At 40.8% G+C, this 23003-nt stretch carries 18 protein-coding genes; 3 read left to right on the top strand and 15 right to left on the bottom strand.

From position 1 onward, the window contains the following. The 13 genes from CFT42_RS09770 to abc-f all read right to left on the bottom strand — a co-directional run. Positions 1-328, bottom strand: a 328-nt coding sequence (locus CFT42_RS09770; protein ID WP_244169956.1) for a T7SS effector LXG polymorphic toxin, incomplete at its 3' end; no start/stop codon positions are given. A 272-nt stretch (positions 329-600) separates the two neighbouring features. Then, positions 601-1941 (bottom strand): D-alanyl-D-alanine carboxypeptidase PBPD1, encoded by a 1341-nt coding sequence (gene pbpD1, locus CFT42_RS09765; RefSeq protein WP_088816030.1) that lies wholly within the window; start codon positions 1939-1941, stop codon positions 601-603. A gap of 114 nt (positions 1942-2055) precedes the next feature. Then, a complete protein-coding gene (locus CFT42_RS09760) occupies positions 2056-3747 on the bottom strand; it encodes a CocE/NonD family hydrolase (protein WP_088816029.1) in 1692 nt (563 codons plus the stop codon). A 100-nt stretch (positions 3748-3847) separates the two neighbouring features. After that, a complete protein-coding gene (locus tag CFT42_RS09755) occupies positions 3848-6238 on the bottom strand; it encodes an immunoglobulin-like domain-containing protein (RefSeq protein ID WP_088816028.1) in 2391 nt (796 codons plus the stop codon). Positions 6239-6475: 237 nt separating this feature from the next. Next, positions 6476-6745: a YiaA/YiaB family inner membrane protein gene (locus CFT42_RS09750; protein WP_088810052.1), complete on the bottom strand. Its 270-nt coding sequence runs from the start codon at positions 6743-6745 to the stop codon at positions 6476-6478. 123 nt (positions 6746-6868) lie between these two features. After that, positions 6869-7996 (bottom strand): GGDEF domain-containing protein, encoded by a 1128-nt coding sequence (locus CFT42_RS09745; protein ID WP_159458160.1) that lies wholly within the window; start codon positions 7994-7996, stop codon positions 6869-6871. Between the two features lie 91 nt (positions 7997-8087). After that, complete coding sequence (locus tag CFT42_RS09740; RefSeq protein ID WP_088810054.1) at positions 8088-8444, bottom strand: hypothetical protein; 357 nt, start codon at positions 8442-8444, stop codon at positions 8088-8090. Positions 8445-8566: 122 nt separating this feature from the next. Beyond that, positions 8567-10726: a DNA topoisomerase III gene (locus CFT42_RS09735; protein ID WP_088810055.1), complete on the bottom strand. Its 2160-nt coding sequence runs from the start codon at positions 10724-10726 to the stop codon at positions 8567-8569. Continuing rightward, positions 10723-12507: a DNA helicase RecQ gene (gene recQ, locus CFT42_RS09730; RefSeq protein WP_088816033.1), complete on the bottom strand. Its 1785-nt coding sequence runs from the start codon at positions 12505-12507 to the stop codon at positions 10723-10725. Before recQ ends, CFT42_RS09735 begins: the two co-directional genes overlap by 4 nt. Positions 12508-13309: 802 nt before the next feature. After that, on the bottom strand, positions 13310-14458 hold the full coding sequence (locus CFT42_RS09725) for an ArgE/DapE family deacylase (protein ID WP_088810056.1): 1149 nt from the start codon (positions 14456-14458) through the stop codon (positions 13310-13312). A 244-nt stretch (positions 14459-14702) separates the two neighbouring features. Continuing rightward, the gene (locus CFT42_RS09720) at positions 14703-15239 is read right to left on the bottom strand and encodes an O-acetyl-ADP-ribose deacetylase (RefSeq protein ID WP_088810057.1); all 537 of its coding nucleotides are present in this window, start codon (positions 15237-15239) and stop codon (positions 14703-14705) included. A 53-nt stretch (positions 15240-15292) separates the two neighbouring features. After that, positions 15293-16015 (bottom strand): Crp/Fnr family transcriptional regulator, encoded by a 723-nt coding sequence (locus CFT42_RS09715; protein WP_088810058.1) that lies wholly within the window; start codon positions 16013-16015, stop codon positions 15293-15295. A gap of 97 nt (positions 16016-16112) precedes the next feature. After that, positions 16113-17726, bottom strand: a complete 1614-nt coding sequence (gene abc-f / locus CFT42_RS09710; RefSeq protein WP_088816026.1) for a ribosomal protection-like ABC-F family protein — start codon at positions 17724-17726, stop codon at positions 16113-16115. A gap of 453 nt (positions 17727-18179) precedes the next feature. On the opposite strand from abc-f, the gene CFT42_RS09705 reads away from it, so the two are divergent. The 3 genes from CFT42_RS09705 to CFT42_RS09695 are packed head-to-tail and all read left to right on the top strand — an operon-like array spanning position 18180 to position 21401. Beyond that, complete coding sequence (locus tag CFT42_RS09705; RefSeq protein ID WP_088810060.1) at positions 18180-19634, top strand: glycoside hydrolase family 1 protein; 1455 nt, start codon at positions 18180-18182, stop codon at positions 19632-19634. A 52-nt stretch (positions 19635-19686) separates the two neighbouring features. Continuing rightward, the gene (locus tag CFT42_RS09700) at positions 19687-19989 is read left to right on the top strand and encodes a PTS sugar transporter subunit IIB (RefSeq protein WP_088810061.1); all 303 of its coding nucleotides are present in this window, start codon (positions 19687-19689) and stop codon (positions 19987-19989) included. A gap of 35 nt (positions 19990-20024) precedes the next feature. After that, positions 20025-21401 (top strand): PTS sugar transporter subunit IIC, encoded by a 1377-nt coding sequence (locus tag CFT42_RS09695; protein WP_088816025.1) that lies wholly within the window; start codon positions 20025-20027, stop codon positions 21399-21401. Between the two features lie 52 nt (positions 21402-21453). On the opposite strand, the gene CFT42_RS09690 is transcribed toward CFT42_RS09695, so the two are convergent. Both CFT42_RS09690 and CFT42_RS09685 read right to left on the bottom strand, forming a co-directional pair. Continuing rightward, a complete protein-coding gene (locus CFT42_RS09690) occupies positions 21454-22182 on the bottom strand; it encodes a MurR/RpiR family transcriptional regulator (protein ID WP_088810063.1) in 729 nt (242 codons plus the stop codon). An 83-nt stretch (positions 22183-22265) separates the two neighbouring features. Beyond that, positions 22266-22922, bottom strand: coding sequence for a DUF1129 family protein (locus CFT42_RS09685; protein WP_088816024.1), 657 nt, complete (start codon positions 22920-22922; stop codon positions 22266-22268). Positions 22923-23003 lie beyond the last annotated feature (81 nt).

Genomic DNA, 23003 nt, shown 5'->3' with positions numbered 1-23003 from the left:
GTTGAGCTTTCTCTACAGCTACACCTAACAACTCCGCATTGACTTTGGCCGTCTTCGAGTCATCCACTTGAGCACTAAAATCATTCAAATAGCGTTCCAGAAGTGCTTCACTCGTATCTAAAATTTCGAGCAAACTCCCGCCTACCGTCTGATACGTTTCGCGAAAATAATACTGGGAAGCTTGAATCGCTTGCCCGTCTAAGAAATAATCCACCGAATAACGAAAGGCGCTTGCTTGTACCGCTTGAATACGAGCACGCATGGTGGCATTGGCCTTTTGTAAGGCTTCTTGAAAGGCACGTACTTCGGCAATACTAATCCGGCTCATGAGGACAACGCCTTTCGAAGCTCGGCTTGCGTATGGTGCTTACTTCTTGTCTCCCTTAACTCGCTTATGAATGTACGCAATTGGTTTTTGCTAATTCGGATTTTAATCATATCCATTCACCTCTTTGTTGTCTAATAATTACATGGTTCAGTATAACACAAAGGAATATAAGAGGGAATTGTGCACGAAATCGCTAATTTTACAACTAAAACAAATACATTCATTGCAAAGCAAACCCTAGACAAATCCTTTGCCTAGGGTCTAAAATTTTTTTAGTTAAACCAACCTTTAACTCCGTCAGATACGTATGTTCCTACACCTTGGAAGAAACCGCCGACTGCATGCATGCTTTGCGTGAACCAGCCTGCTTCTTCGACATTTGCATTTGTGATAACTGGAACGGTTAACACGTCTGTGCCGTCAACATAGCCTAGCTTATCACCATCTTTAAGAGTAATGGACATCGTTCCTACGTTGGTACCTTTTTTGACTGGCGCATCAATTGACTTTTCTTTTAATGTTACTTTGTTGTCTAATTTGGCATCACCAGTTGAAATGGGAACAACGAGATTGGCATTTTCTCCAGTTACAAGGCCAACTGTATCTTCTTTCCCTTTCACGACATCAATCGTTTTAGGGTCTTTCACTGCAGTTCCTGCTTTTGCTACTTCTTGAACTTTAAAATTATTGAAAGCATAATCGAGCATTTTGTTTGTTTCGTCAAAGCGCGCACTGTTGTGCTGACCTGCGCCAGTTCCGCCATTTGCATGGAGAATGACTGTGATGACGCGCATACCATTTTGTTCAGCCGTTGCAGTTAAGCACATTCCCGCATAATCAGTCGTACCCGTTTTAAGACCATCAACGCCTGTGCGGCCGTAAATCAGGCCTGGCAGAAGCCAGTTCCAGTTTGTCATTGCGATACGGTCGGACGTTCCCGGTCGGAAATCCTTCTTCGTAATGCTCGCCGTTTTCAGAACTTCTGGATAGTCATCGACGAGATGTTTCGCTAGTTTTGCCATGCCACGCGCGGTCATCTGGTTTTCATCTTTATTCGTCCCAACTTGTTCCATACCTTTTAGATCTTCATTGTTTAACCCAGTAGAATTGACGAACTTGTGGTCGCCAAGTTTTAGCTCATTCGCTTTCTTATTCATCATTTCAACAAACTTACCTTCGGAACCGGCGATTTTTTCCGAGAGTGCAATAGCCGCACCGTTTGCGGAATAAATGGCTATCGCCTCATATAACTCTTGGACGGTGTATTCTTCGCCGAGGCGGAGTGGCACGTTTGATAATGACGTGTCTTGTGAAATTTTGTGAGCGTACTCTGAAATCGTGACTTTATCGTCCCATTTTATTTTTCCATCATGAATTTGCTCAAGGAGAATGTATTCGTCCATCATTTTCGTCATGGACGCAATACCTAATAATTTATCGGCATCTTTCGAATATAAGATTTTTCCAGTACTTTCCTCAATCGCAATGGCTGCACTCGCATTCACGTTTGGTGCATCTGCCGCCTGCGCTAAACTCGGGCTCATAAATAGTCCACTAATTGCAATCGTTCCAGCCATTAAAACAGCGCCGATTTTTTTTGTAAATTTCTTCACTCTACCTTCTCCTTTATAAAACCACTGGCACGCGCCAGTTTTCTCTAAAATTAAAAACATAACCATTTTATTTTACCATGAATACGGAATACCGTACACCAACTATAGACTTATCTATTTTTTTATTATCGGCAAAATGACACAGGACGGATGTTCCGCATCATGAAAAATAACTTGGTTTGCGGGGATGCTCGTCGCCGTGTCAATAAAGCTTCCACCAGTGTTTGGATTCGGATCAAAACGCGGGAAGTTGCTTGAGGAAATTTCCACGCGAATCTGATGCCCTGGAAGAAACACATTACTAACTGCCCACAGATCAATCGTATATTTTAAAATGTGGTTTGCAACGTCATTTTGATGCACACTGGACGCACGAATGATTCCATCGGTCAAATTGAATGCCGTTCCGTCTGGCGCAACGTCCACCAGTTTGGCCGTAAAATCGGTGTTCACCGCATCCGTTTTCGCATACAATTCCACAACAATCGGCCCTGTCACTTCAAGTGGCTCCTCCACCGAAGCGGACGTGTAGCACAAAACATCTTCGCGAAGTTCAAGCGCCGCCTGATCTTTCGGTCCATCAACTTGAAGCCCCTTGTGGAGCGTACCACCGCCATTCGATGGCACCGGATTTTCAGGATTATACGTGTAAAAATCTTGCGTTTGATTCCCCTCCGGAAGCTTTGTGTGCAGCCTGCCGTCGCCATTTCGCGTGTTCGCCGACCCTTCGCTTGCCAAATAAAACGGCGTGAAGTGCGTATTCTCAAGCGGCCAATTTTTCGCCGACCGCCATTCATTCGCCCCCATCGCAAAATATTCAACCGCTGGACGCGGCGCCTCATCTCTGCCCTTCAAATGATGATCAAACCACGCAAGATGCAATTTATGCATACTCGGCCCGCTAAATTTATTCGCCGCCGACCCAAAATCCCGATTTCCAATGTACTGTGTGAAATTCGCATGCGTCCATGGCCCAATAATCAGTTTATCCCCCAAACCACGTTCATGCCCATTTTTAAAATTCGCAATCGTTTTATCCAAAAAGCAGTCGTACCAGCCCGCAATATGTAGCCCCGGCACATTCACACGCGCATAATGATCCCGCACCGTAATCCCGCGCCAGTGCGCATCATCTGGCCGAAGTGAGAGCAATTCCGAAAAATAATTCATCGCACCCGTTCGCACAATTGGTGGCCACTCCACATACGGCTTAAAGTCATACCAAGAATCAATGTCGTCTAAGTCACGCAATACATCTTGCAGACGCTCACTCCGTTTTGATGACTCTTCCCGTGCAATCATATTTGGAAGCATCGACTCCAAATTCCATGTTTCCCACATGCCGAGTTCGAGCGCACCGTCATGGTCATTAAACACGTCTGTCATACTATTTTGCGCCATCACAGGTGCAATCGCTTTTAGTTCAGGTGCTCCGCTAATCGCAGCAAGCATTTGCGTATAACCGTAGTAAGACAGGCCAAACATGCCTACCACGCCGTTTGCATATGGCAGGTTAGCAGCCCATTTAATCGTGTCAAACCCGTCACTTTCCTCCGCCACATATGGCACAAATTTTCCAGAAGAAGAATAACGACCACGCACATCTTGCACAATAACCACGTAGCCCGCCTCCGCCAAAATTTCCGCCCGCATAAAGTTCAAACCGTACTCCTTGCTATAAGGTAGCCGCGTTAGTAAAACCGGGTAAGTGCCTTTTTCTGGGCGATAAATATCCGCCATAAGTGTAACCCCGTCACGTGTTTCCATAGCTACATTTCGTTCTAAAACAATCCGTCTCGATTCCATTTTAAAACCACCTCTCCACCTTATTTTTTCGTAAATTGGAAGAGAAGTCAAAAAAGAGGCTTCCTAATTTGCAGGAAACCCCCATTGTAATGATTTACTTCTATTTAGATACTTTAACGCTTTCCTTATTTTCCTTCTTCTTTTTTCGCCATAGAAGAAGCATTCCGAGTGTCAATAAGATAAACCCTAGCACTACCGTTTTGGTCGATGCAGTATCTCCCGATTTCGGAAGTGTTTTAGTTGGCTCAGATAATTTCAAAAGTTCCGCTTGTACAATGACTTCGCGAGTAAATTCCGCCACATTCCCGTCCGAATCCGTTACTTTATAAAAAACTTGGTACGTATCTGGGTAATTTGTATTTACGTTATTCGAAATAATTTCAATCTTAGCTGTCAAGTTGCCGTCCTCTTTATCTTGCGCTGTTAGATAGACAAACGGGTCAAACAACTCACCTTGTTTTAAAGTTATCGTCTCCTGCCCCGTTATAACCGGCGCCTCAGTGACAATTACTGTACGTATAAAGAACGCTTTATTTCCATCGCTATCCGTCACTTCGTAGCTTACTTCATACGTATCTGATTTACTCGTATCGACGTTGTTGCTTGTAATCTCAACTTGGCTTGTAATGTCTCCATCTTCTTCATCCGTCGCGTTTATCGTACTCATTGGATCAAATTTCGCATTTGGATTTAAACGCGTTTTAGCTTCCCCAGTTATTAGCGGCATTTCTGTAACCAAAACCGTGCGGGTAAATACAGCTTTATTCCCGTCACTATCCGTCACCTCGTAGCTCACTTGATACGTGTCTGGTTTGCTCGTATCAACATTATTACTTGTAATCTCAACTTGACTCGTCACTTCCCCGTCTTCTTTATCCGATGCCCCGATTGTACTCATTGGATCAAATTCCGCATTCGGATTTAAGCGCGTTTCCATCTCCCCTGTTATTAGTGGGGCTGCTGTCACAATAACTGTACGAATGAAAGTCGCTTTATTTCCATCACTATCCGCGACCTCGTAGCTTACTTCATATGTATCAGATTTACTCGTATCAACAGGGTTGTTCGTTACAACAACACGACTCGTTATATCTCCGTCCTCTTTGTCAGCCGCTCGAATCGTGCTCATCGGATCAAATTCCACATTCGGGTTTAAGCGTGTTTCGCGCTCACCCGTTATCGCTGGAATATCTTTTACAATAATCGTGCGGTTAAAAGTCGCTTTATTCCCGTCACTGTCTGTAACTTCATAGCTTGCTGCGTATCTGCCTGATTGGCTCGTATCAACCGAATTGCTCGTTACACGAACATGAGCTGTAATATCCCCGTCCTCTTTATCCGTCGCACGAATTGTACTCATTGGGTCAAACAGAGCATTCAGTTGTATAACCGTTTCCGCTTCCCCCGTGAGGACAGGTCGTTCATCGGTTCTCACCGCAATCGCATCATCAACTGCGTCTGCATTGTAACTTTCTTCCTCAAAGTTTTCATCACTATAGGTTGCTGCTGTATCAGGGCTCGCAGCAGATGTTTCACTGCTCCCAGTTAACGGAATGGTTACATTCACAGTAGCATTTTTTGCAATACTATCTGTTTTAAAAGTAAGCGTGCGCGTCGCTTCATTATAACTTTCCTGACTAACCCTCGTATTCGCGGACGTTAATCTTCCAGTTGTGTAGGATAACTCATTCGGAATCCGAACAGAAAATTGATTGTTAACAGCTGTCATCCCACCTATATTTTTAGCTTCCAATTGATAATCCGCACTCTGACCAATTTTTATACTATCCAAAGAAAATTGACCCTTCACTTGAAGTTCAGACGGCGTTGTAAACTGGACGTTATCTAAATAGTTTCCTCTACTCGTAAACTCACCCGTATTACTGACCGCACGAAATTGAAAGCGCGTTGTTGTTTGGCCCTCAGGAATTGTATAGCTACCTTTATATTCTCCCCAGCCACTATTCCCATCAGTCATTCTTACTTGTTCAATTAGTGCCCCACCAGGCGCACCAAATTCAGCAATAGCAATATCTGCCTTTTGTCTACCCATGTGATAGACTTGCCAACGAATTTTTGTCCCTGGTGTTGTTGAAATATCTTGATAAAGCGCTGAATTCTCATGTGCATTTAGTTCGGCCCATTGCGTGCCACTTTGTGCATGAAAAGTTTGCTGAATAATCGTATCAATAAAACCTGTCTTCAATAACTCAATTTGATTGTCGCTAGCTGTTGTTTGCCACCCTGGTACAAGCGATGCGTCAAACCAGTTCCAGTTTTCCGCACTGTTAAAAGATGGATTCTCAAAATCACCATTTTGAAGCGTATTAACTGCTGCATCATTTTGAACGTTTGAATGACTTACTGCCGTATCCGCATCTACTTGCATATCTAGCTTTCCTTTGATAATAGGCGAAATGATTAAGCCTGTCACAAGAGTCAAAACAGCAATGATTCTCATCTTTTTTTTGCCGATTTTTTTATTTTTCATTCAATCAAACCCCTTTTTGTTGAATTTTTTAAATTTTACAAATTATCTAACGATAAATTTGTATTTACAATATACACATATTTAAAAATAAGTGACAACCTTTATCTTTATATAAATCGAATCAAAAAACCTATTTTCACTTTTTTGTCAATTTTCAAAGACAAATAACTACATTTTGGACCTATCATACAAAAAAAACAAACCAGAAATTCTCCTTCTGGTTTGTTTCAACGTAAACTAATTTTGACTTTCTCGTTCAGCACTTTGATCAATTGCACGGAACATCTGATTGTAACGCTCTTCGTCTTCTTGATTATCCCGTACTACTTTTGCAACTGTGAAGGCAGATGAAATTAAACCAACAGCTCCCATCAAGTAATATCCTTTTACCATTAACGGTTCTTTTAACGTAATTAACCCAATTACCATCAATGCTAAAAATGTAACAAATGATCCCCAAGCCAACAATACAAAAGCTGGTGAATTTCGATAAGCTTTTCTCTTCATAGATAGTCTCCTTTTTTATAAATCTGTTTACTTATTCACTATATCATACCATTGTATGATTATTTGTGACAATTTTTCGACACTTATTCTTTTAAACATAAGAATTTTCCCGATTCCAGTTACTTATCCAGCAACCGCGTCTTGCATGTCTTCACTATTACATAAAACTACTTTGTTTCTCCCCGTATGTTTAGCCTCATAGAGCGCTTTATCTGCATATTGATAAAGCTTATTAAGTTGTTTTCTACTTTTTCCACCCGATGCGATACCGATTGAAATCGTTGTTCGAATTGTTTCGCTTGAGCTAAGTATAATAGGATGCTCTTGAATAGCTAATCGAATTTCTTCACCTATTTCATGGGCTTTTTCACTAGGCGCGTTTGGCAGTAGGTAGCAAAATTCTTCCCCGCCGACTCGGAAGAGATTTTCAGGCATCTCCACTTTTGTTTTCATCGTTTGAGCAATTGATTGGAGTACGCGGTCACCAGATGCGTGCCCATACGTATCGTTAACTTTCTTAAAAAAATCAATGTCCATAATAAAAATGGCGAGCTCCTGAATTTTCGGGTTCTTCGCAAGCTCTTTTGTACGGCTGCTGAAAGCTCTCACATTGTACAGCCCCGTTAAAAAGTCCACATACGCGTACTCAACCTCTTCGCGGAGTAAGCGTCGCGTCGTGAGCATATCATTGATAATAAAATTAATGCTAAATAGCGCTACGAATGAAACTACGAAGATACTCCCGCCAATAAAAAACACAAATGGCTGATATCCGTAATAAAGAAACAACGTAGCCGTATAAATCGTCACCCCTATTGTGTTTAAAAGGAGAAAGGACTGGATTTGGTGCAATTTGCTTTTCCTAAGCTTCACCGCAATAAAAATAAGCGGGAGTGCCACGGTTAACGTGCAAAACACCCCAAATAGCGTAGCTTCGTTTAGTCCTCCACCAATAAAAATACGAATGCCACAAGCAACCAGGGCGGCAAGGAGCGCAGGGGAAGCGCCAATATAATACGCTAATAGCATAAAAACAATAAAACGTAAATCAACTTGAATACCACTTGGTAACTTAATCGCGAAAAACATCAAAGCAAAGTTCGTCACAGAAGCCGCCATAACAATATAACAACGTGTTTTCCAAGTAAGACTCAACTTTTTTTCATTTGGAATTATCTTATTGATGATGTAGCAACCAGTAATCACAATGAAAACGTTGGTCAGAGACGCCATAATAACTTCTATTAACATATACATTCCTTTCCATGATAAATTCGTCTACTTTATTTTAACAATTTAAGCAAAGAATGTAAAATTAATCACAAAAAGGCGGTTTTGCCATTCAAATCTTATTTAACCTAACTTCCAACTCTTTAACCCAATTTGTAATGGCGTCATAAAACAAGACAAACTCAAAATCAGACATATTATAATGAACTATATATTGATTATCACGTAAGCAAATCATAATCGAAGAACGTATTTGTTCCTCCAAAGCATCTTTTTGAATGTCTTCACGATAAAATACCCAGTGTGTGGCTGTTGGGATTGGCTCCGTTTTCTTCTTTAAGTCTTCTGCAATGAGTCTACAAATTGTTTCTTCTAGTCCCTCTTCCTCTATGCTTGAAAAGTGCCCGTACCAAAGCGTACGACTGCATTCCTCACCTGAAGAGTGGCTCTCATCATAAAATTGTTTCATCTGCTTCAGCTCCTTTATACCTCTTAATTAAATCCTCAAGAAATTGCGTTTGATTATCAGACAACCTCTTTATTATAACTAGCAAAATCGAATGTTCCACGTGAAACATTCGATTCCTTCAACTACTTATCTAACTTCAATTTAGCTAAAGCCTCTGCCATAGGATTGTTAAATGGCTCATCTTCTTGTTTATTCTGCTGTTTCATATATTTCGCAACATCTTTTTTAGAAACATTTTTATTTTTTTCTTTGCCACGACGATCATTAAAGGCACTCAGTTTTTCACGATAGCCACACGTACCACAAACAAAAATTTGTTTATCTCCTTGCCCTTTTAGCTCTAGTTTTTTATGGCAATTGGGGCAGCGCGCATTGGTTGCACGCGATAGGGATTCGCGGTGCCCGCATTCTCGGTCTTGGCAAACTAGCATTGTGCCGCGCTTACCTTTGACCTTCAGCATTAACTTACCGCAGTCTGGGCATTTTTGCGAGGTGACATTATCATGCTTAAATTTGCGATCGTTTTGCTTGATTTCTAAAACGGCTTTTTTAGCATAGTCGCGCATTTCGCTCGTGAATTTTTGTTCGTTCAGTTTTCCAGATGCAATTTGCGATAGCTTTTGCTCCCAAACAGCCGTTAATTCTGGGGATTTCAAATCAGACGGAACTAAGTCCAGCAATTGGCGTCCTTTTGATGTAATTTGAATTTCTTTCCCGTGTTTTTCCAAAGAAAAGCTGTTGAAAAGTTTTTCAATGATGTCTGCGCGTGTTGCTACTGTGCCAAGCCCCCCCGTTTCACCAAGCGTTTTTGCTAAACTCTTATCGGAAGTCGCCATATACTTGCTTGGATTTTCCATTGCCGAAAGCAGTGTGGCTTCATTGAATCTTGCTGGCGGCTTGGTTTTTCCAGAACGAATTTGAACCTGTCTGACAGGAATTTTATCGCCGACTTTCATTTTGGTTACCGTATCAGCTTCATCGTTCCGCCCAGCTATCGCCTTCCAACCAAGTGATTTAACTACTTTTCCTTTTAAAGAAAAGGCGACATCTTCCATCTTAGCTTCTACGCTCGTTTCCTCGTACACATAAGGCTCGGAAAGCACGGCTAGAAAGCGCGTTACAACTAGGTCATAAATTTTCCGTTCTTTGTCCGATAAATCGCCAAGTGACACAGTTTCTTCAGTCGGAATAATCGCATGGTGGTCACTAACTTTGCGGTTATCAACAAAAGATTTATTCGCTTTTATTCCTTTTTGGATAATGCTGCGCGCAAATTTCGCATATTCGCCGACACCGCAACCTTCAAGACGCTCTTTCAAAGTAGGTACGATATCATCAGAAAGATAGCGCGAATCTGTACGTGGATAAGTCAGCACTTTATGACGCTCATATAAATTTTGCATTAAGTTTAATGTTTCTTTCGCAGAGAAATCATAGCGCTGGTTCGCATCACGTTGCAGTTCTGTTAAATCATACAGCCCCGGCGAAAAACTCTTTTTCTCTTTCACATCGACACTCGTCACATGCAAATCAGCACCACGCAATTTTTTCAGAAGCGTTTCAATTCGCTCCTTATCAAAAACTTGCCCCTCTTTCCAAGTAAAAGTCCCATTTTCTGTAACGGCTTCGAGCGTATAGTGTTCTCTTGGCTTAAATTTTTGAATTTCTTCCTCACGAGCGGCAATCATTGCGAGCGTAGGCGTTTGAACCCGACCACAAGACAGCTGCGCGTTAAATTTCGTCGTCAATGCGCGTGTTGCATTAATCCCAACAACCCAGTCCGCAACCGAACGGGCAACTGCCGAATGATATAGGTTTTCATAGTTCTTTCCGGGCTTTAAATTTTTGAAGCCTTCCCGAATTGCCTTGTCCGTCACAGACGAAATCCACAGGCGCTTAACAGGTTTGCGCACTTTTGCATAATCAAGCACCCAGCGCGCAACTAGTTCGCCTTCGCGTCCCGCATCCGTCGCAATGACAACTTCCGAAACATCCTTTCTAAGCAAAAGTTTCTTCACCGTTTCGTATTGACGGCGTGTTTCTTTAATTGGCACTAACTTCATTTTTTCGGGTAAAATCGGGAGATCTGCCATATCCCAGCTCTTAAATTTCGCGTCGTACATCTCAGGATCCGCCAGCGTAATGAGGTGCCCAAGAGCCCACGTCACAATATATTTGTCGCCTTCTAAAAAGCCGTTCTTGCCATTTCCGCGCGCATTTAAAACGCGACCAATATCTTTACCAACTGAAGGCTTTTCAGCTAGCACTACTGTTTTTGTCATTCTACATTCACTCCAGTTTGTTCATTTTGTAAAAGCGTTAAAAATTCAAAGCCATATTTTTCCATCTTCACCGCTCCAACACCTTTAATTTTCAGCATATCCACTTCATTTTGCGGCATAAATTGACACATTTCACGCAGCGTTTCATCCGAAAAGATAATGTATGGTGGGACCTTGTCGCGTACGGAAAGCTCTCGTCGTTTCTCACGTAACAATTCGAATAGCGTTTGGTCCACATCAAGAACAACACGCGTCGCCTGTTTCGCTTCTTTTCGCATCACAATTAGTTCCGATTTCAGCACTTGAACGGCTTTTTCCGTCAAATAAAGCGAAGGAAATTGTCCGTCTGCCGGTTGTAAATATTTTTCCGCTGTCAAATAGTCGATGAGTTGCAAAACGTCTTTTTGTGACATGCCTTTCATTAAACCGTGCGTACTAAGCTGATCAAAACGCCATTGCTTCACTTTTTGGTCATTCGATCCGGTTAAAACTTTGGCCACAAGCACCTTTCCGAATCGCTCGCCCATACGTTTCACACAAGAAAATACTTGCTGTGCTTGAATCGTAATATCTTTTTCCTCACGTGTATCTAAACAATTACTACATTTCCCGCAGTTTTCCTCGTCCTCACCGAAATACTGAACGATATATTTTTGCAAACAAATCTCTGTGTATCCGTAACCCGACATTTGTCGCAGCTTGCGGTATTCGTTCTCTTTCCGTTCATCCGGGAGCTCCGATTGCTCAATCAAAAACTGCTGAATGTGCGTATCCTGCGGCGAAAACAGTAAAATACAGTCACTCGGCACACCGTCACGTCCCGCACGTCCTGCTTCCTGATAGTACGCCTCCATGTTGCGCGGAATGTTGTAATGCAAAACAAAGCGCACATTCGATTTATTGATGCCCATGCCGAATGCATTTGTTGCTACAATCACTCTTTTTTCGTCAAAAAGGAAAGCAGTTTGTGTTTCGTCGCGCTCCGTATCATTCATGCCCCCGTGATATTTTCCGGACGAAACCCCGTTTTTATTCAAAAACTCCGCAATCCGTTCGACTTCCTTACGCGTAGCCGCATATACAATGCCCGATTCGGTATTATTTTGTGCCAAATAATCGAGCAAATACTTATCCTTGTCTTGCCCTTTTACGACTTGAAAAGCTAAATTATCTCTAGAAAATCCCGTTTTGATAACATGCTCATTTTGAATGCCGAGCAATTTGCAAATATCCTTTGAAACGTCTGGCGTTGCTGTAGCCGTCAAAGCGACAATCAGCGGCCTTACAGCCATATCATTCAAATAATCGCACAGCTTCAAATAGCTTGGCCGAAAATCGTGTCCCCACTGTGAAATACAGTGCGCCTCATCAATTGCAAAAAGCGAAATTTCCGTTTCATCTAAAAGGCTTTGAAATTGTGGCGTGTCTAGTCGTTCGGGTGCAATATACAGCATTTTGAGGTTCCCTGTCCGCGCCAAATTAAGTCTTTCATTCACTTCTCGAATGGATAATGTGCTATTAATAAACGTCGCCGAAATTCCCGCTGCATGAAGCGCATCGACCTGATCTTTCATGAGCGAAATAAGTGGCGACACCACAATTGTAAGCCCCTCAAAAACAAGTGCCGGAATTTGATAACATAGCGATTTCCCGCCGCCCGTCGGCATAATCGCAAGCGTGTCTTGCCGATTTAAAAGCTGTCGAATCGCTTCTTTTTGCCCCGAACGAAATGACGCATAACCAAAGCTCTTTTGTAAAATCTCTTCTGCCTGTTTGAGCACCATATACGCCTCCTTTTCCGAATTTAGTCTATTTAAAAGTGTACCACAAAACGCGCAAAATGAATAATCGCTCACCAAACGCAAAATTCCATTTTGACCTGCAATTTAGGCATGAAAAAAACACCCAAATATGGTAATTTGAGTGTTTCTATACATTATACGCTGTAATTAGGTGCTTCTTTTTGTAATTTGCATATCGTTGTGGGTGGCTTTCGCGAAGATTGACACAACAGTAGCCATGCTAGAACGAATTCCCCAAATTAACTGAAACTGCACATCATAAACAGAGCCTTTAGCCAGAACACGCCCTTCCATATTCACATGAAATTCAAGTTTTCAAAGTCGACATAAAAAAACCAACGTGGAAAAGGGAGGGAACCACGTTGGTTAAAAAGGGAGTTTTGGAATTTTCATTTGGGGGAAATGAAAATCATTTGTTGTTAGCTTATGGTTATATTTTAACTGCACTCTACTAAAATCTACCGTGAAAAAAATGAAAGTTTGTTAAGAAAAACACGTTTCCCGGTAAAGCTGTTATATTTTGTCATCTCTTGGTGGCTAAATCAAGTGGTTTTTCCAAACTTATTATTGCAGACTGATTCTTTCTTGTAAATATACTTTTTCAATCCATAAAAAAACCAGTGTGGAAAAGGGAGGAACCACACTGGTCAAAAAAGGGAGTTTTGGGATTTTCATTTAAAAGGGGAAAATGAAAATGTTTGTTGTTAGCTTATGACTATATATTACCGAGAAATCCCTAAAATCCACTGTGAAAAAAATGAAAATTCACTAAGAAAATGATTTATTTCTTTTCATTCAGGAAGCGAATCGCAATTTGTTTATACACATCAATCATTTCCAAATAATTCGCGATGCTGACATATTCATTCACTTGATGCGGCGTTTCGTTCCCTGGTCCAAAAATAATTGTCGCAAATTCTTTTTTTGATTTTGTGAATTCCGCAGCATCTGTCGTTCCTGAAATCCCAAGAAGCGGCATTTTCTTTCCGATAAGCTCTTGCGCCACATCTTGCGCGACTTGAACGAGTTCGGAGTCGGCTTCACTAAACACGGGTTGCTTATCATAATCCCACTTTAATTCCAACTGAACTTGCTCTTGTCCATTTAACTGTTCTACAATTTCAGCAAATTTTTGCTTCACTTCCTCATTGCTAACTTCTGGAATAGTTCGGATATTCCCTTGCATGTATGCTTGCTCAGGAATGCTATTCACTTGATTACCGCCTTCAATAATGGTGACATTATGGATAAATTTTCCTAAAATTGCATTTTCCTTCTGTATAGAGTGAACATAACTTTCTATTGCACGATAACAAAGCATCAAATTGTCAATTGCGTTAATTCCAAATTCAGGTGTCGAACTATGCGCATTTTTTCCAAAAGAAACAATCTTATAATTCATCGATCCTTTGTGCGCATAGACAATATTATGCCCGCTCGGCTCACCGATAATTAAACCATCTAAATTATCAGCATACCCTTCGTCAGTAAGCTGCTTAGCGCCTAGCTCCCCTACTTCCTCACCAACAGTCGCAAGCAATTTGATTTCTCCGTCTAACGAAATCTTCTCTTCGGCAAGTTCAATCATCGCAATAATAAGCGCCGCCAGCCCAGATTTCATATCCGTTGCCCCGCGACCGTATAGCTGATCATTTCGTTCAGTTCCTTCAAAAGGGGGCGTGTCCCAATCCGCCAAGTTCCCCGCATCAACCACATCCATGTGACCCGAGAAACCTAATACGCGACCATTTGGGTTCCCAATACGACTTATTAAATTCGCTCGCTTTTCAGCAAACATCACTTTTTGAGATTGAATCCCATGGCGACTCAAAACCGCAGCTAAATAGTCTGCCACAGCCTCTTCGTTTCCATTCGTAGAATCAATGCTTACAATGTCTTTCAAGATTTGTATTTTTTCTTGTCGCTCCATGTCCCATCCTTCTTTCACCTAGATTTACTCTTCCTTCTATTCCCTAAATTCATTACTTTTACGCACAAAAAAACCAACGTGGAAAAAGGGAGGAAACCACGTTGGTCAAAAAAGGGAGTTTTGGGATTTTCATTTTGGGGAAATGAAAATGTTTTGTTTGTTGTTAGCTTATGACTATATATTATCCAGATTTCCCTAAATTCTGCTGTGAATAATATGAAAGTTCCCTAAGAATTCCATTTTTTTATTTTAATAAACCTTTTTCTCGTAACTTAATATCATATAATTGATAATTTTCTACATCAAAACATACAAAACAAATTTCCTCTAAGGACGTTTCAGGTTCTGCAGATAGCCATTCGGAAACTGTATCTATTGCAACTTCAGCAGCCAGTTCTTTCGGGAATTGATAAATACCCGTTGAGATATTGGGAAACGCAATACTTTTTAGCTCTTTATATGCCGCGATATCAAGCGATTTCCAGTAGCAAGAAGCTAATAAATTCGGCTCGCGTTTATCTCCACCCTGCCAAATAGGTCCAACTGTATGAATAACGTATTTTGCCGGCAATTGGAATCCTTCGGTAATGACTGCCTCACCCGTTGTACAGCTTCCAATTTTTTGCGCAATCTTCTTACAAGCCGAAAGCAATTCGGGGCCTGCTGCTTGATGTATGGCACCATCTACGCCGCCACCGCCAAGGAGTGTGTTGTTTGCGGCATTTACAATTGCATCGGTCGTCTGTTCTGTAATGTCACCTTGTACTAAACGTATTTTCATAGAAAAGCACCTCCTCCCTCTATTTTAAAGCATAGAAAGAGAAAGTGCATTTTTTAAAGACGATTAATATCTTTTATAATCCATGGCTTCGGTCGAACGTGTAAAATATCATCTTGCACAAGTCGGCCAAGTGTTAGCGCAACAAACTCACGTGTTGCAGTCGAATACTTTGCTAAAATGGGTTGAGTAATCTCTGAAGGCAAAATAATTTGACCTTGTTCATCTTCTCTGCCAAGTTCTAGTCCAATTTGAGCAATACAAGCACGAATTCTTTCTTCTTTAGACAAAGTATTTTTGACTAAATGCTCCATCGCCATCTGCAAAAGTCGCTCCTTCTGATTTAAAAAAAAGCGCGAATCAATTCCAGCACGTGCTAAAATGCGAGTTAAGAAAGAATGATTAATTTCCCAACATGCCCCACTTGTCAAAGACTTGATATTTACTTGAGTTGTTGAGTCGAATTGCATAAGTGCATCTGGGGCAAAAAAAGCACTTTCAGTTAAAAATTTCAATGTTAATTCTTGTTGTTCCATCTCTTCAAAACTAAGGTTTAACATCATTGTTCCGGCAACTAGAAAATATACTTTTCCATCTGGATTTGATTCAGTAAAAATGGTTTGACCCTTTTTAAAAAGAATCATTTTAGCATGCTTATTAAAGTCTTTCTCACGTTTACAAAGGGTTAATATTTCATCTTCCGAAATCTGAGTGGCTTGATTCTCTCTATTATACATCATAAAAAACTCCTCTTTGTCGTTTCTCTCAACTAAAATCATAATCCACTTCTACTAATTTTGTTAAACCTTTTTTTGTAAAATTAATATATAAATTAACAAGTTTCACAAAAAAGTCACAAAAAATATCTTATTTTTGTTAAAATATAACTTTTTCAGAAAACCAGGAAAAATTTCCATCAAAATTGTTTAATATTTTATTATGCAAATAAAGTGTCCGTGAACAAGTTTCGTCAATAAAATATCGATCATGTGATATCACAATTAATGTTCCTTTAAATTGACGAATTGCTTCCTCAAGCACTTCGCGCGATGCAATATCCAAATGATTCGTTGGCTCATCTAAAATAAGCGTGTTGACTGGCTGATTGATGAACTTGGCTAATCTAAGTCGCATACGCTCTCCCCCGCTTAGTTGCTCTACTTTTTGAAAGACCATTTCCTGATAGAACATAAAATTCGCCAACATGTTTCGTGCTTCTCCTTCTGGCACGTGAACCTCCTTACGAAATGCTTCAAGCACGGTTTCCTTGCCCGACATTTCGTCCATTTGTTGCGATAAATAAGCGATTTTCACATTACTCCCAACCTTCACACGCCCTTTGCTCGGTGCCTCCTCTCCTAAAATCATCCGCAGAAGCGTTGACTTACCGGCACCGTTATCGCCAATAATCGCAACACGCTCCCCCTCACGAATATGCAAATTAACATCTTCAAACAAAACCCGGTCATGAAATGATTTTGTCACTTCATCAAACAAGACAACATCTTCCCCGCTTCGTTTCGCCTCTTCAAACTGCAACTGCATTTCCTTTTGACTTAAAGCAGGACGTTTTACTTTTTCCATTCGCTCAAGCGCTCGTTCCATACTCTTGGCTCGCCTAAAGAAGTTATCATTTGGCGGGTTGGCTTGTATTGCCCATTCTCTAAGTTGCTTAATTGCTTGCTTCATCTTTTTAATTTTTTTCTGTTGGTCTTTATATGCTTGAAATTCTCTTAAAATCCGTTCTTCACGCTCTTTTAAATAGCCAGAAAAATTAGTATGGTACGTGATGAGTTCCTGGTTTTCCAATTCAATCATTTTTGAAACAATTTCATCCAAGAAATATCGATCATGTGACACAACTAAGATGGCACCTTTATAGCGCTGTAAAAATTGCGTCAACCATGTCACTGCTTTTAAATCCAAATGATTCGTCGGTTCATCAAGTAAAATCAAATCGTTTTTTTGCAATAAAAGTGCTCCTAAAGCTGTTTTCGTCTTCTCGCCACCACTTAAATCTTTAAATTTTTCCGCTTGTAAAGAACTGATACCCAGGCCATTCATTACTTTCGCAATTTCCGAATCCATTTCATAACCGCCTTGTTCCGCAAATGATGCAAGTAAATCGCCATATCGATCCATAATTTTAGTCGAGGCATCCATCTCCATTTGTTTTTCCAAGTTCTCCATTTGCGAAGCCATTTCAAGCAGATTAGAAAAACTGCTTTTTAAAACATCATAGACTGTCACATCAGCTGTTTTTTCTTGGAATTGATTCAACATACCGATTCGCAGACCTTTTTTTCGAGTCACATTTCCACTATTAATGCTTTCCAATTCTGCAATAATTTTTAATATCGTACTTTTACCTTCACCATTTCGTCCAATGAGACCAACTCGTTCACCTTCCATGATTTGCATGGAAATATTGTTTAAAATGTTATCACCCGCAAAGCTTTTACTTACTTGATTTAAATCTATAATTTTCATCTTTCTTCCTCCTTCACACGCTGAAAAGAGGCATGAATGTTTCACGTGAAACATTTTTTGTACGCAAAAAAAAACACCAGACAAGCGCCTGGTGCCTTCCCATTTATTCAAAATGAGATCCATGCTTCTCTTCAAATTCCATCTATGCATTTACTGAAAACTGGGCATACTTGTCCCCTGTAAATGCGAAAATGGAAAAAAGCGCACGAACAATATATAAGAATTCAACTAAACTTGCTTGTGCCTTTGAAAGAAACATCGATCTCACCTCACTTTTAATTTATTTCTTACAGAATAACTTGATTTTGGCATTTTGTCAATGAAACATGTTGTTTCAGTTTTGAAACTTTTACCAATCACATGAAACAATGACCAGAAAGGCATGAAACTATTTACGTTTAGAAATAAATCGCTTACATTGAGAATAACAAGTTTAATGACGGAGGTGTCAAAATGGAACATAAAAATCTAAAGCCCTTTCCAGAAGATTTCTTATGGGGTTCTGCATCTGCAGCCTATCAAGTTGAAGGAGCTTGGAATACAGACGGAAAAGGCCCATCAGTATGGGATAATTTTGTAAGAATACCCGGAAAAACATATAAAGGAACAAATGGAGATGTCGCTGTTGACCACTACCATCGCTACAAAGAAGACGTTAAATTGATGGCTGAACAAGGATTGCGCGCCTATCGTTTCTCCGTTTCTTGGAGCCGTGTAATTCCGCATGGCAACGGGGCGGTTAATGAAGCTGGCTTGCAATTTTATGAAAATCTCATTGATGAACTGATTTCTTGTGGGATAGAACCAATTGTAACGCTCTATCATTGGGATATCCCACAAGGTATTCAAGACGAATACGGCGGCTTTGAATCTCGGCGTATTATTCAAGACTTTACGGATTACGCGGAGGTGCTATTTAAACGCTTCGGCGACCGTGTGAAACACTGGGTGACCCTAAACGAGCAAAATGTATTTATCACGCACGGATATCAATTGGAGTATCACCCTCCTGGGATTTCGGACTTAAAACGCATGTATGAAGCAAATCATATCGCCAATTTAGCGAATGCTTCCGCGATTAATAAATATCGCGAACTTGGCCTGGATGGGAAAATTGGACCTAGTTTTGCTTATGGACCAAGCTACTCGATTGATGCAAATCCAAAAAACGTTTTAGCTGCCCTTGATAATGAAGAACTAAGTGCCTATTTTTGGATGGATGTTTATACGTTTGGCGAATATCCTATTGCCGCTTGGAACTGGCTGGTAGAAAATGATCTTGCACCTACGATACAGCCAGGGGATATGGAGCTCTTAAAACGTGGTCGCCCAGACTTTATGGGTGTCAACTACTACCGCACTATGACCAATGCTTTCAACCCAAGAGATGGTGTTGGGGCTGGGAAAATGAACACGACGGGCAAGAAAGGCACTACGGAGGAAAGCGGGATCCCGGGAGTTTCGAAGCACGTGAACAATCCACATTTAGAGAAAACGAATTGGGACTGGGACATTGATCCGACCGGGCTTCGAATTGGGCTTAGACGTATCACGAGTCGTTATCGCTTGCCGATTATGATTACCGAAAATGGGCTTGGTGAATACGATTCGCTAACAGAAAACAAGGAGATTCACGATGAATACCGTATTGATTACATTCGTAACCATCTATATGCAATTCAAGAAGCAATCACAGATGGCGTCGAAATGATTGGTTATTGTACGTGGAGCTTCACAGATTTACTTAGCTGGTTAAACGGCTACCAGAAACGCTATGGTTTTGTTTATGTAGACCGCGATGAAACCGACGAAAAAGAGCTTGCACGTTACAAAAAAGATAGTTATTTTTGGTATAAAGATACGATTGAAGAAAATGGGCGCAATATTGAACGAGAAATGAAAAAATGAGTGCTACTCCTCCGCCCTTTTCGCAGGGCGGAGAAAAAACAGGAGGTTTACTATGAAACAAATTTTACTTGTTTGTGCAGCAGGAATGTCCACCAGTTTGCTAGTTGAAAAAATGAAAGCGCACGCAAAAGAGATTGGGGAGGATGTTGCGATTGAAGCGCTCTCGATTTCTGAAGCAAGCAATAAAATAAATGATGTCGATATCGTCATGCTTGGCCCACAAGTTCGCTATCAGGAGAAGCAGATTAAGGAAATGGCTGCTGGCCGAATACCTGTAACCGTTATTGATATGATTGATTATGGTAAAATGAACGGTGCTGCAGTCTTAACGAAGGCGCTTGCTGCAATTCACTAAAAATTAAATGATTTTTAAAATGGGAGGTTTTTTAAATGAGTATGATGACCAAATTTGAGCATGGTATGGAGCGCTTTTTAGTTCCCGTGGCAAACAAGCTAAATTCACAACGCCACATTGCAGCCATTCGTGATGCATTCATTTTAGTTTTCCCTTTAATTATGGCTGGTTCAATCATTATTTTACTTAACTTTGCAGTCCTATCTCCAGACGGATTTATCGCTAAAATTTTATTTCTTGGTAAGATTTTTCCCAATTTAGCGGAAGCACAAGCCGTCTTTGCTCCTATTTTACAGGGCTCCACCAACATAATGGCCATTTTGATTGTTTTTTTAGTGGCACGAAACTTGGCAATCTTTTTTAAACAAGATGAGCTCTTATGTGGTCTTACAGCTATTGGGGCATTCTTCATAATCTATACGCCGTACACGATGGTTGAGGAACAAGCTTACTTAACTATCAAATTCTTAGGTGCCCAAGGGCTTTTCGTCGCTCTAATTGTTGGTCTTATTACTGGGGAAGTTTTCAGTCGGTTAGCACGTAACGAGCGGTTAGCAATTAAAATGCCGCCCCAAGTGCCGCCAGCGGTTTCACGCTCGTTTAGAGTGCTTGTACCGGTTATTATTGTCATGATTCTCTTCTCTGTTTTAAATTACCTTATTTCGCTGATTGCTCCAGCGGGACTTCACGATTTGGTGTATAAAGTCATTCAATCACCACTTAAAGATATGGGGACAAATGTTTACTCCGTCTTAATTCTTGGCTTTATTTCGAACTTGCTTTGGATTCTTGGTATTCATGGTCCAAATACAGTTGCTGCGATTCGTGATACCATTTTCACTGAACCAAACTTAGCAAACTTATCTTACGTTTCGGAACATGGATCGGCTTGGGGCGCACCATACCCGGCAACTTGGGCTGGCTTAAATGATGCTTTTTCTAACTACGGCGGCTCTGGAATGACGCTTGGTCTTTTAATCGCCATCTTCATTGCCTCTCGCCGCGCTGATCATCGTGATATTGCCAAGCTTTCTATTGCGCCCGGGCTTTTCAATATTAACGAGCCTGTCATTTTCGGGCTACCAATTGTATTAAACCCGATTATGTTTATTCCTTTTATCGTCGTACCGGCAGTCACTACACTAGTTGGGTATTTCTTTGTAGCAACGAAAATCATTCCACCGATTGCTTATCAAGTGCCTTGGACAACTCCAGGCCCGCTGATTCCTTTCCTCGGAACAGGTGGAAACTGGCTAGCTCTACTGGTTGGACTACTCTGCCTGGCCATCGCAACTGTCATTTATTTACCATTTGTTATTATTTCGAATAAAGTAGCCGCGTCTGATGCTGCAATGGACGCTAAAGCAACCGAATCGGCTGAGAAAACAAAGCCCGAAGTTGTAAATGAATAATTAAATCGCGCGCACCAAAAAAGAAAGTTCTCAAGAAGGAGAACTTTCTTTTTTAGGCATGTTCTTGATTATATGTACGTTTTGCCATCGATTCTAGCAAAAACAACACAGGAATTTGAGTCGTAATATTTGTCCGGTCAACCATTTCTGGCGTCACAAAGTACGGAATATTTACATCTGAAAGCCCTGCAAGCGTGTTCTTTGTTGTGTTCGTAATGCTAATAATTTTACTGCCATACTCGCGCATGTTCTGCGCCTGCAAAATGACTTGATCTGTTTCACCAGATACCGATAAAATAATCATAACAGCATTCTCAAACTGCTCTCCAGGATTGGGGTAAAAGGGGTCTTTAATATAAAAGGTTCTTTTTTTCAAGTTGGAGAAATAACGGGAGCCATATTCTGCTAGAATCCCTGATGTCCCTATCCCGAAAAACACAACCAGGCTTGCTTGCTGAATCATGCTAACTGCAGCATCCAATTGCTTGTCATAGTCACGATTTAACGTCCGCTCAAAAAACTCTTCCAAAACCTCAACTGTATCCGCTGTTTTCCTCTTACTATTTGATTTAGCTTCTTGTTTTAATTGAACTTTAAATTCTGAAAAGCCGTCAAATCCAAGTTTTCGTGTAAAACGAACAATTGAAGCTGGCGAAACATGTGTCGCTTCTGAAAGTTCTCTCACTCGCATAAACATAACTTTATCCCGATTTTCCATAATAAAACGGTATAGATGTTGTTCTGTTTCCGTAAATTGCTTAATAATTTCATAGGAAAACATCATATTCCCCCCGATTTGTCATGATTATTTCCCGGGAAATAATCATAGGAAGCAGGTTGATTTCAACCTGCTTCCTTCTTATTTTATAATGATGGAATGTTTTTCTTTCTTTTAATGTACCATCTAAGTGCTAGAATGGCAGCTCCGGCAATGACCATGACCGTTGGATCTAACGCAACGTTAATTGCTGGTGGAACTGTAATTTGAACAATCGTCATAATGAACATCCACAGTGCGATAACTAGGACGGCCATTAATATGTAGCGAAGTGTTCCACCTTTTCTTCCTGCACGCATTTCTGTTGCATAACGGCGTAAAATAATCATGGCGAAACCACCTATAATACCCGTTATAAGGAGAACAGCTAATCCTAAAGTTTGTCCTTGGAAATAAGCACTCAATCCTGAAATAAGCATCATTGCGCCCAGAACGAGTAAGCCTCCGTCTAAACCAAGCCACCATTTGCTTGTATTTGGTGCCGCTTCAGCACGTGCTGCTTTAACCGTTAAAGAAGTGACATATTCTGTCGGTGTTAAGTCAAACAATTTGCGGGCCGTTACGCCTTGTTTTTGTTCCGCCAAGATTTTTTCTGTCATTTCAATAAGAATACTTTCTTGCTGTACTTCTGGGTAACCCGTCTGACGTAAATGTTTTTCAACTTCTTGTACATATTGCAAGTTCTTTTTTGTGAGCTTTTCTTTTTGCTCGGCTAAAGAAATGTTTGTCGTTTCAGTAGTCACTAAATTAATTCCTCCTAATTTTCAAGCTGAATTCTTTTCCTACAAACTCTATTATACCTAAACTTTTTCTAAAACGCGATA

The sequence above is a fragment of the Listeria goaensis genome (genome assembly GCF_900186125.1).
In the GTDB taxonomy this organism is placed as follows: domain Bacteria; phylum Bacillota; class Bacilli; order Lactobacillales; family Listeriaceae; genus Listeria; species Listeria goaensis.
Note: the sequence above shows the minus strand (reverse complement) of the source record. Positions and strands in the feature narration are given on the sequence as shown.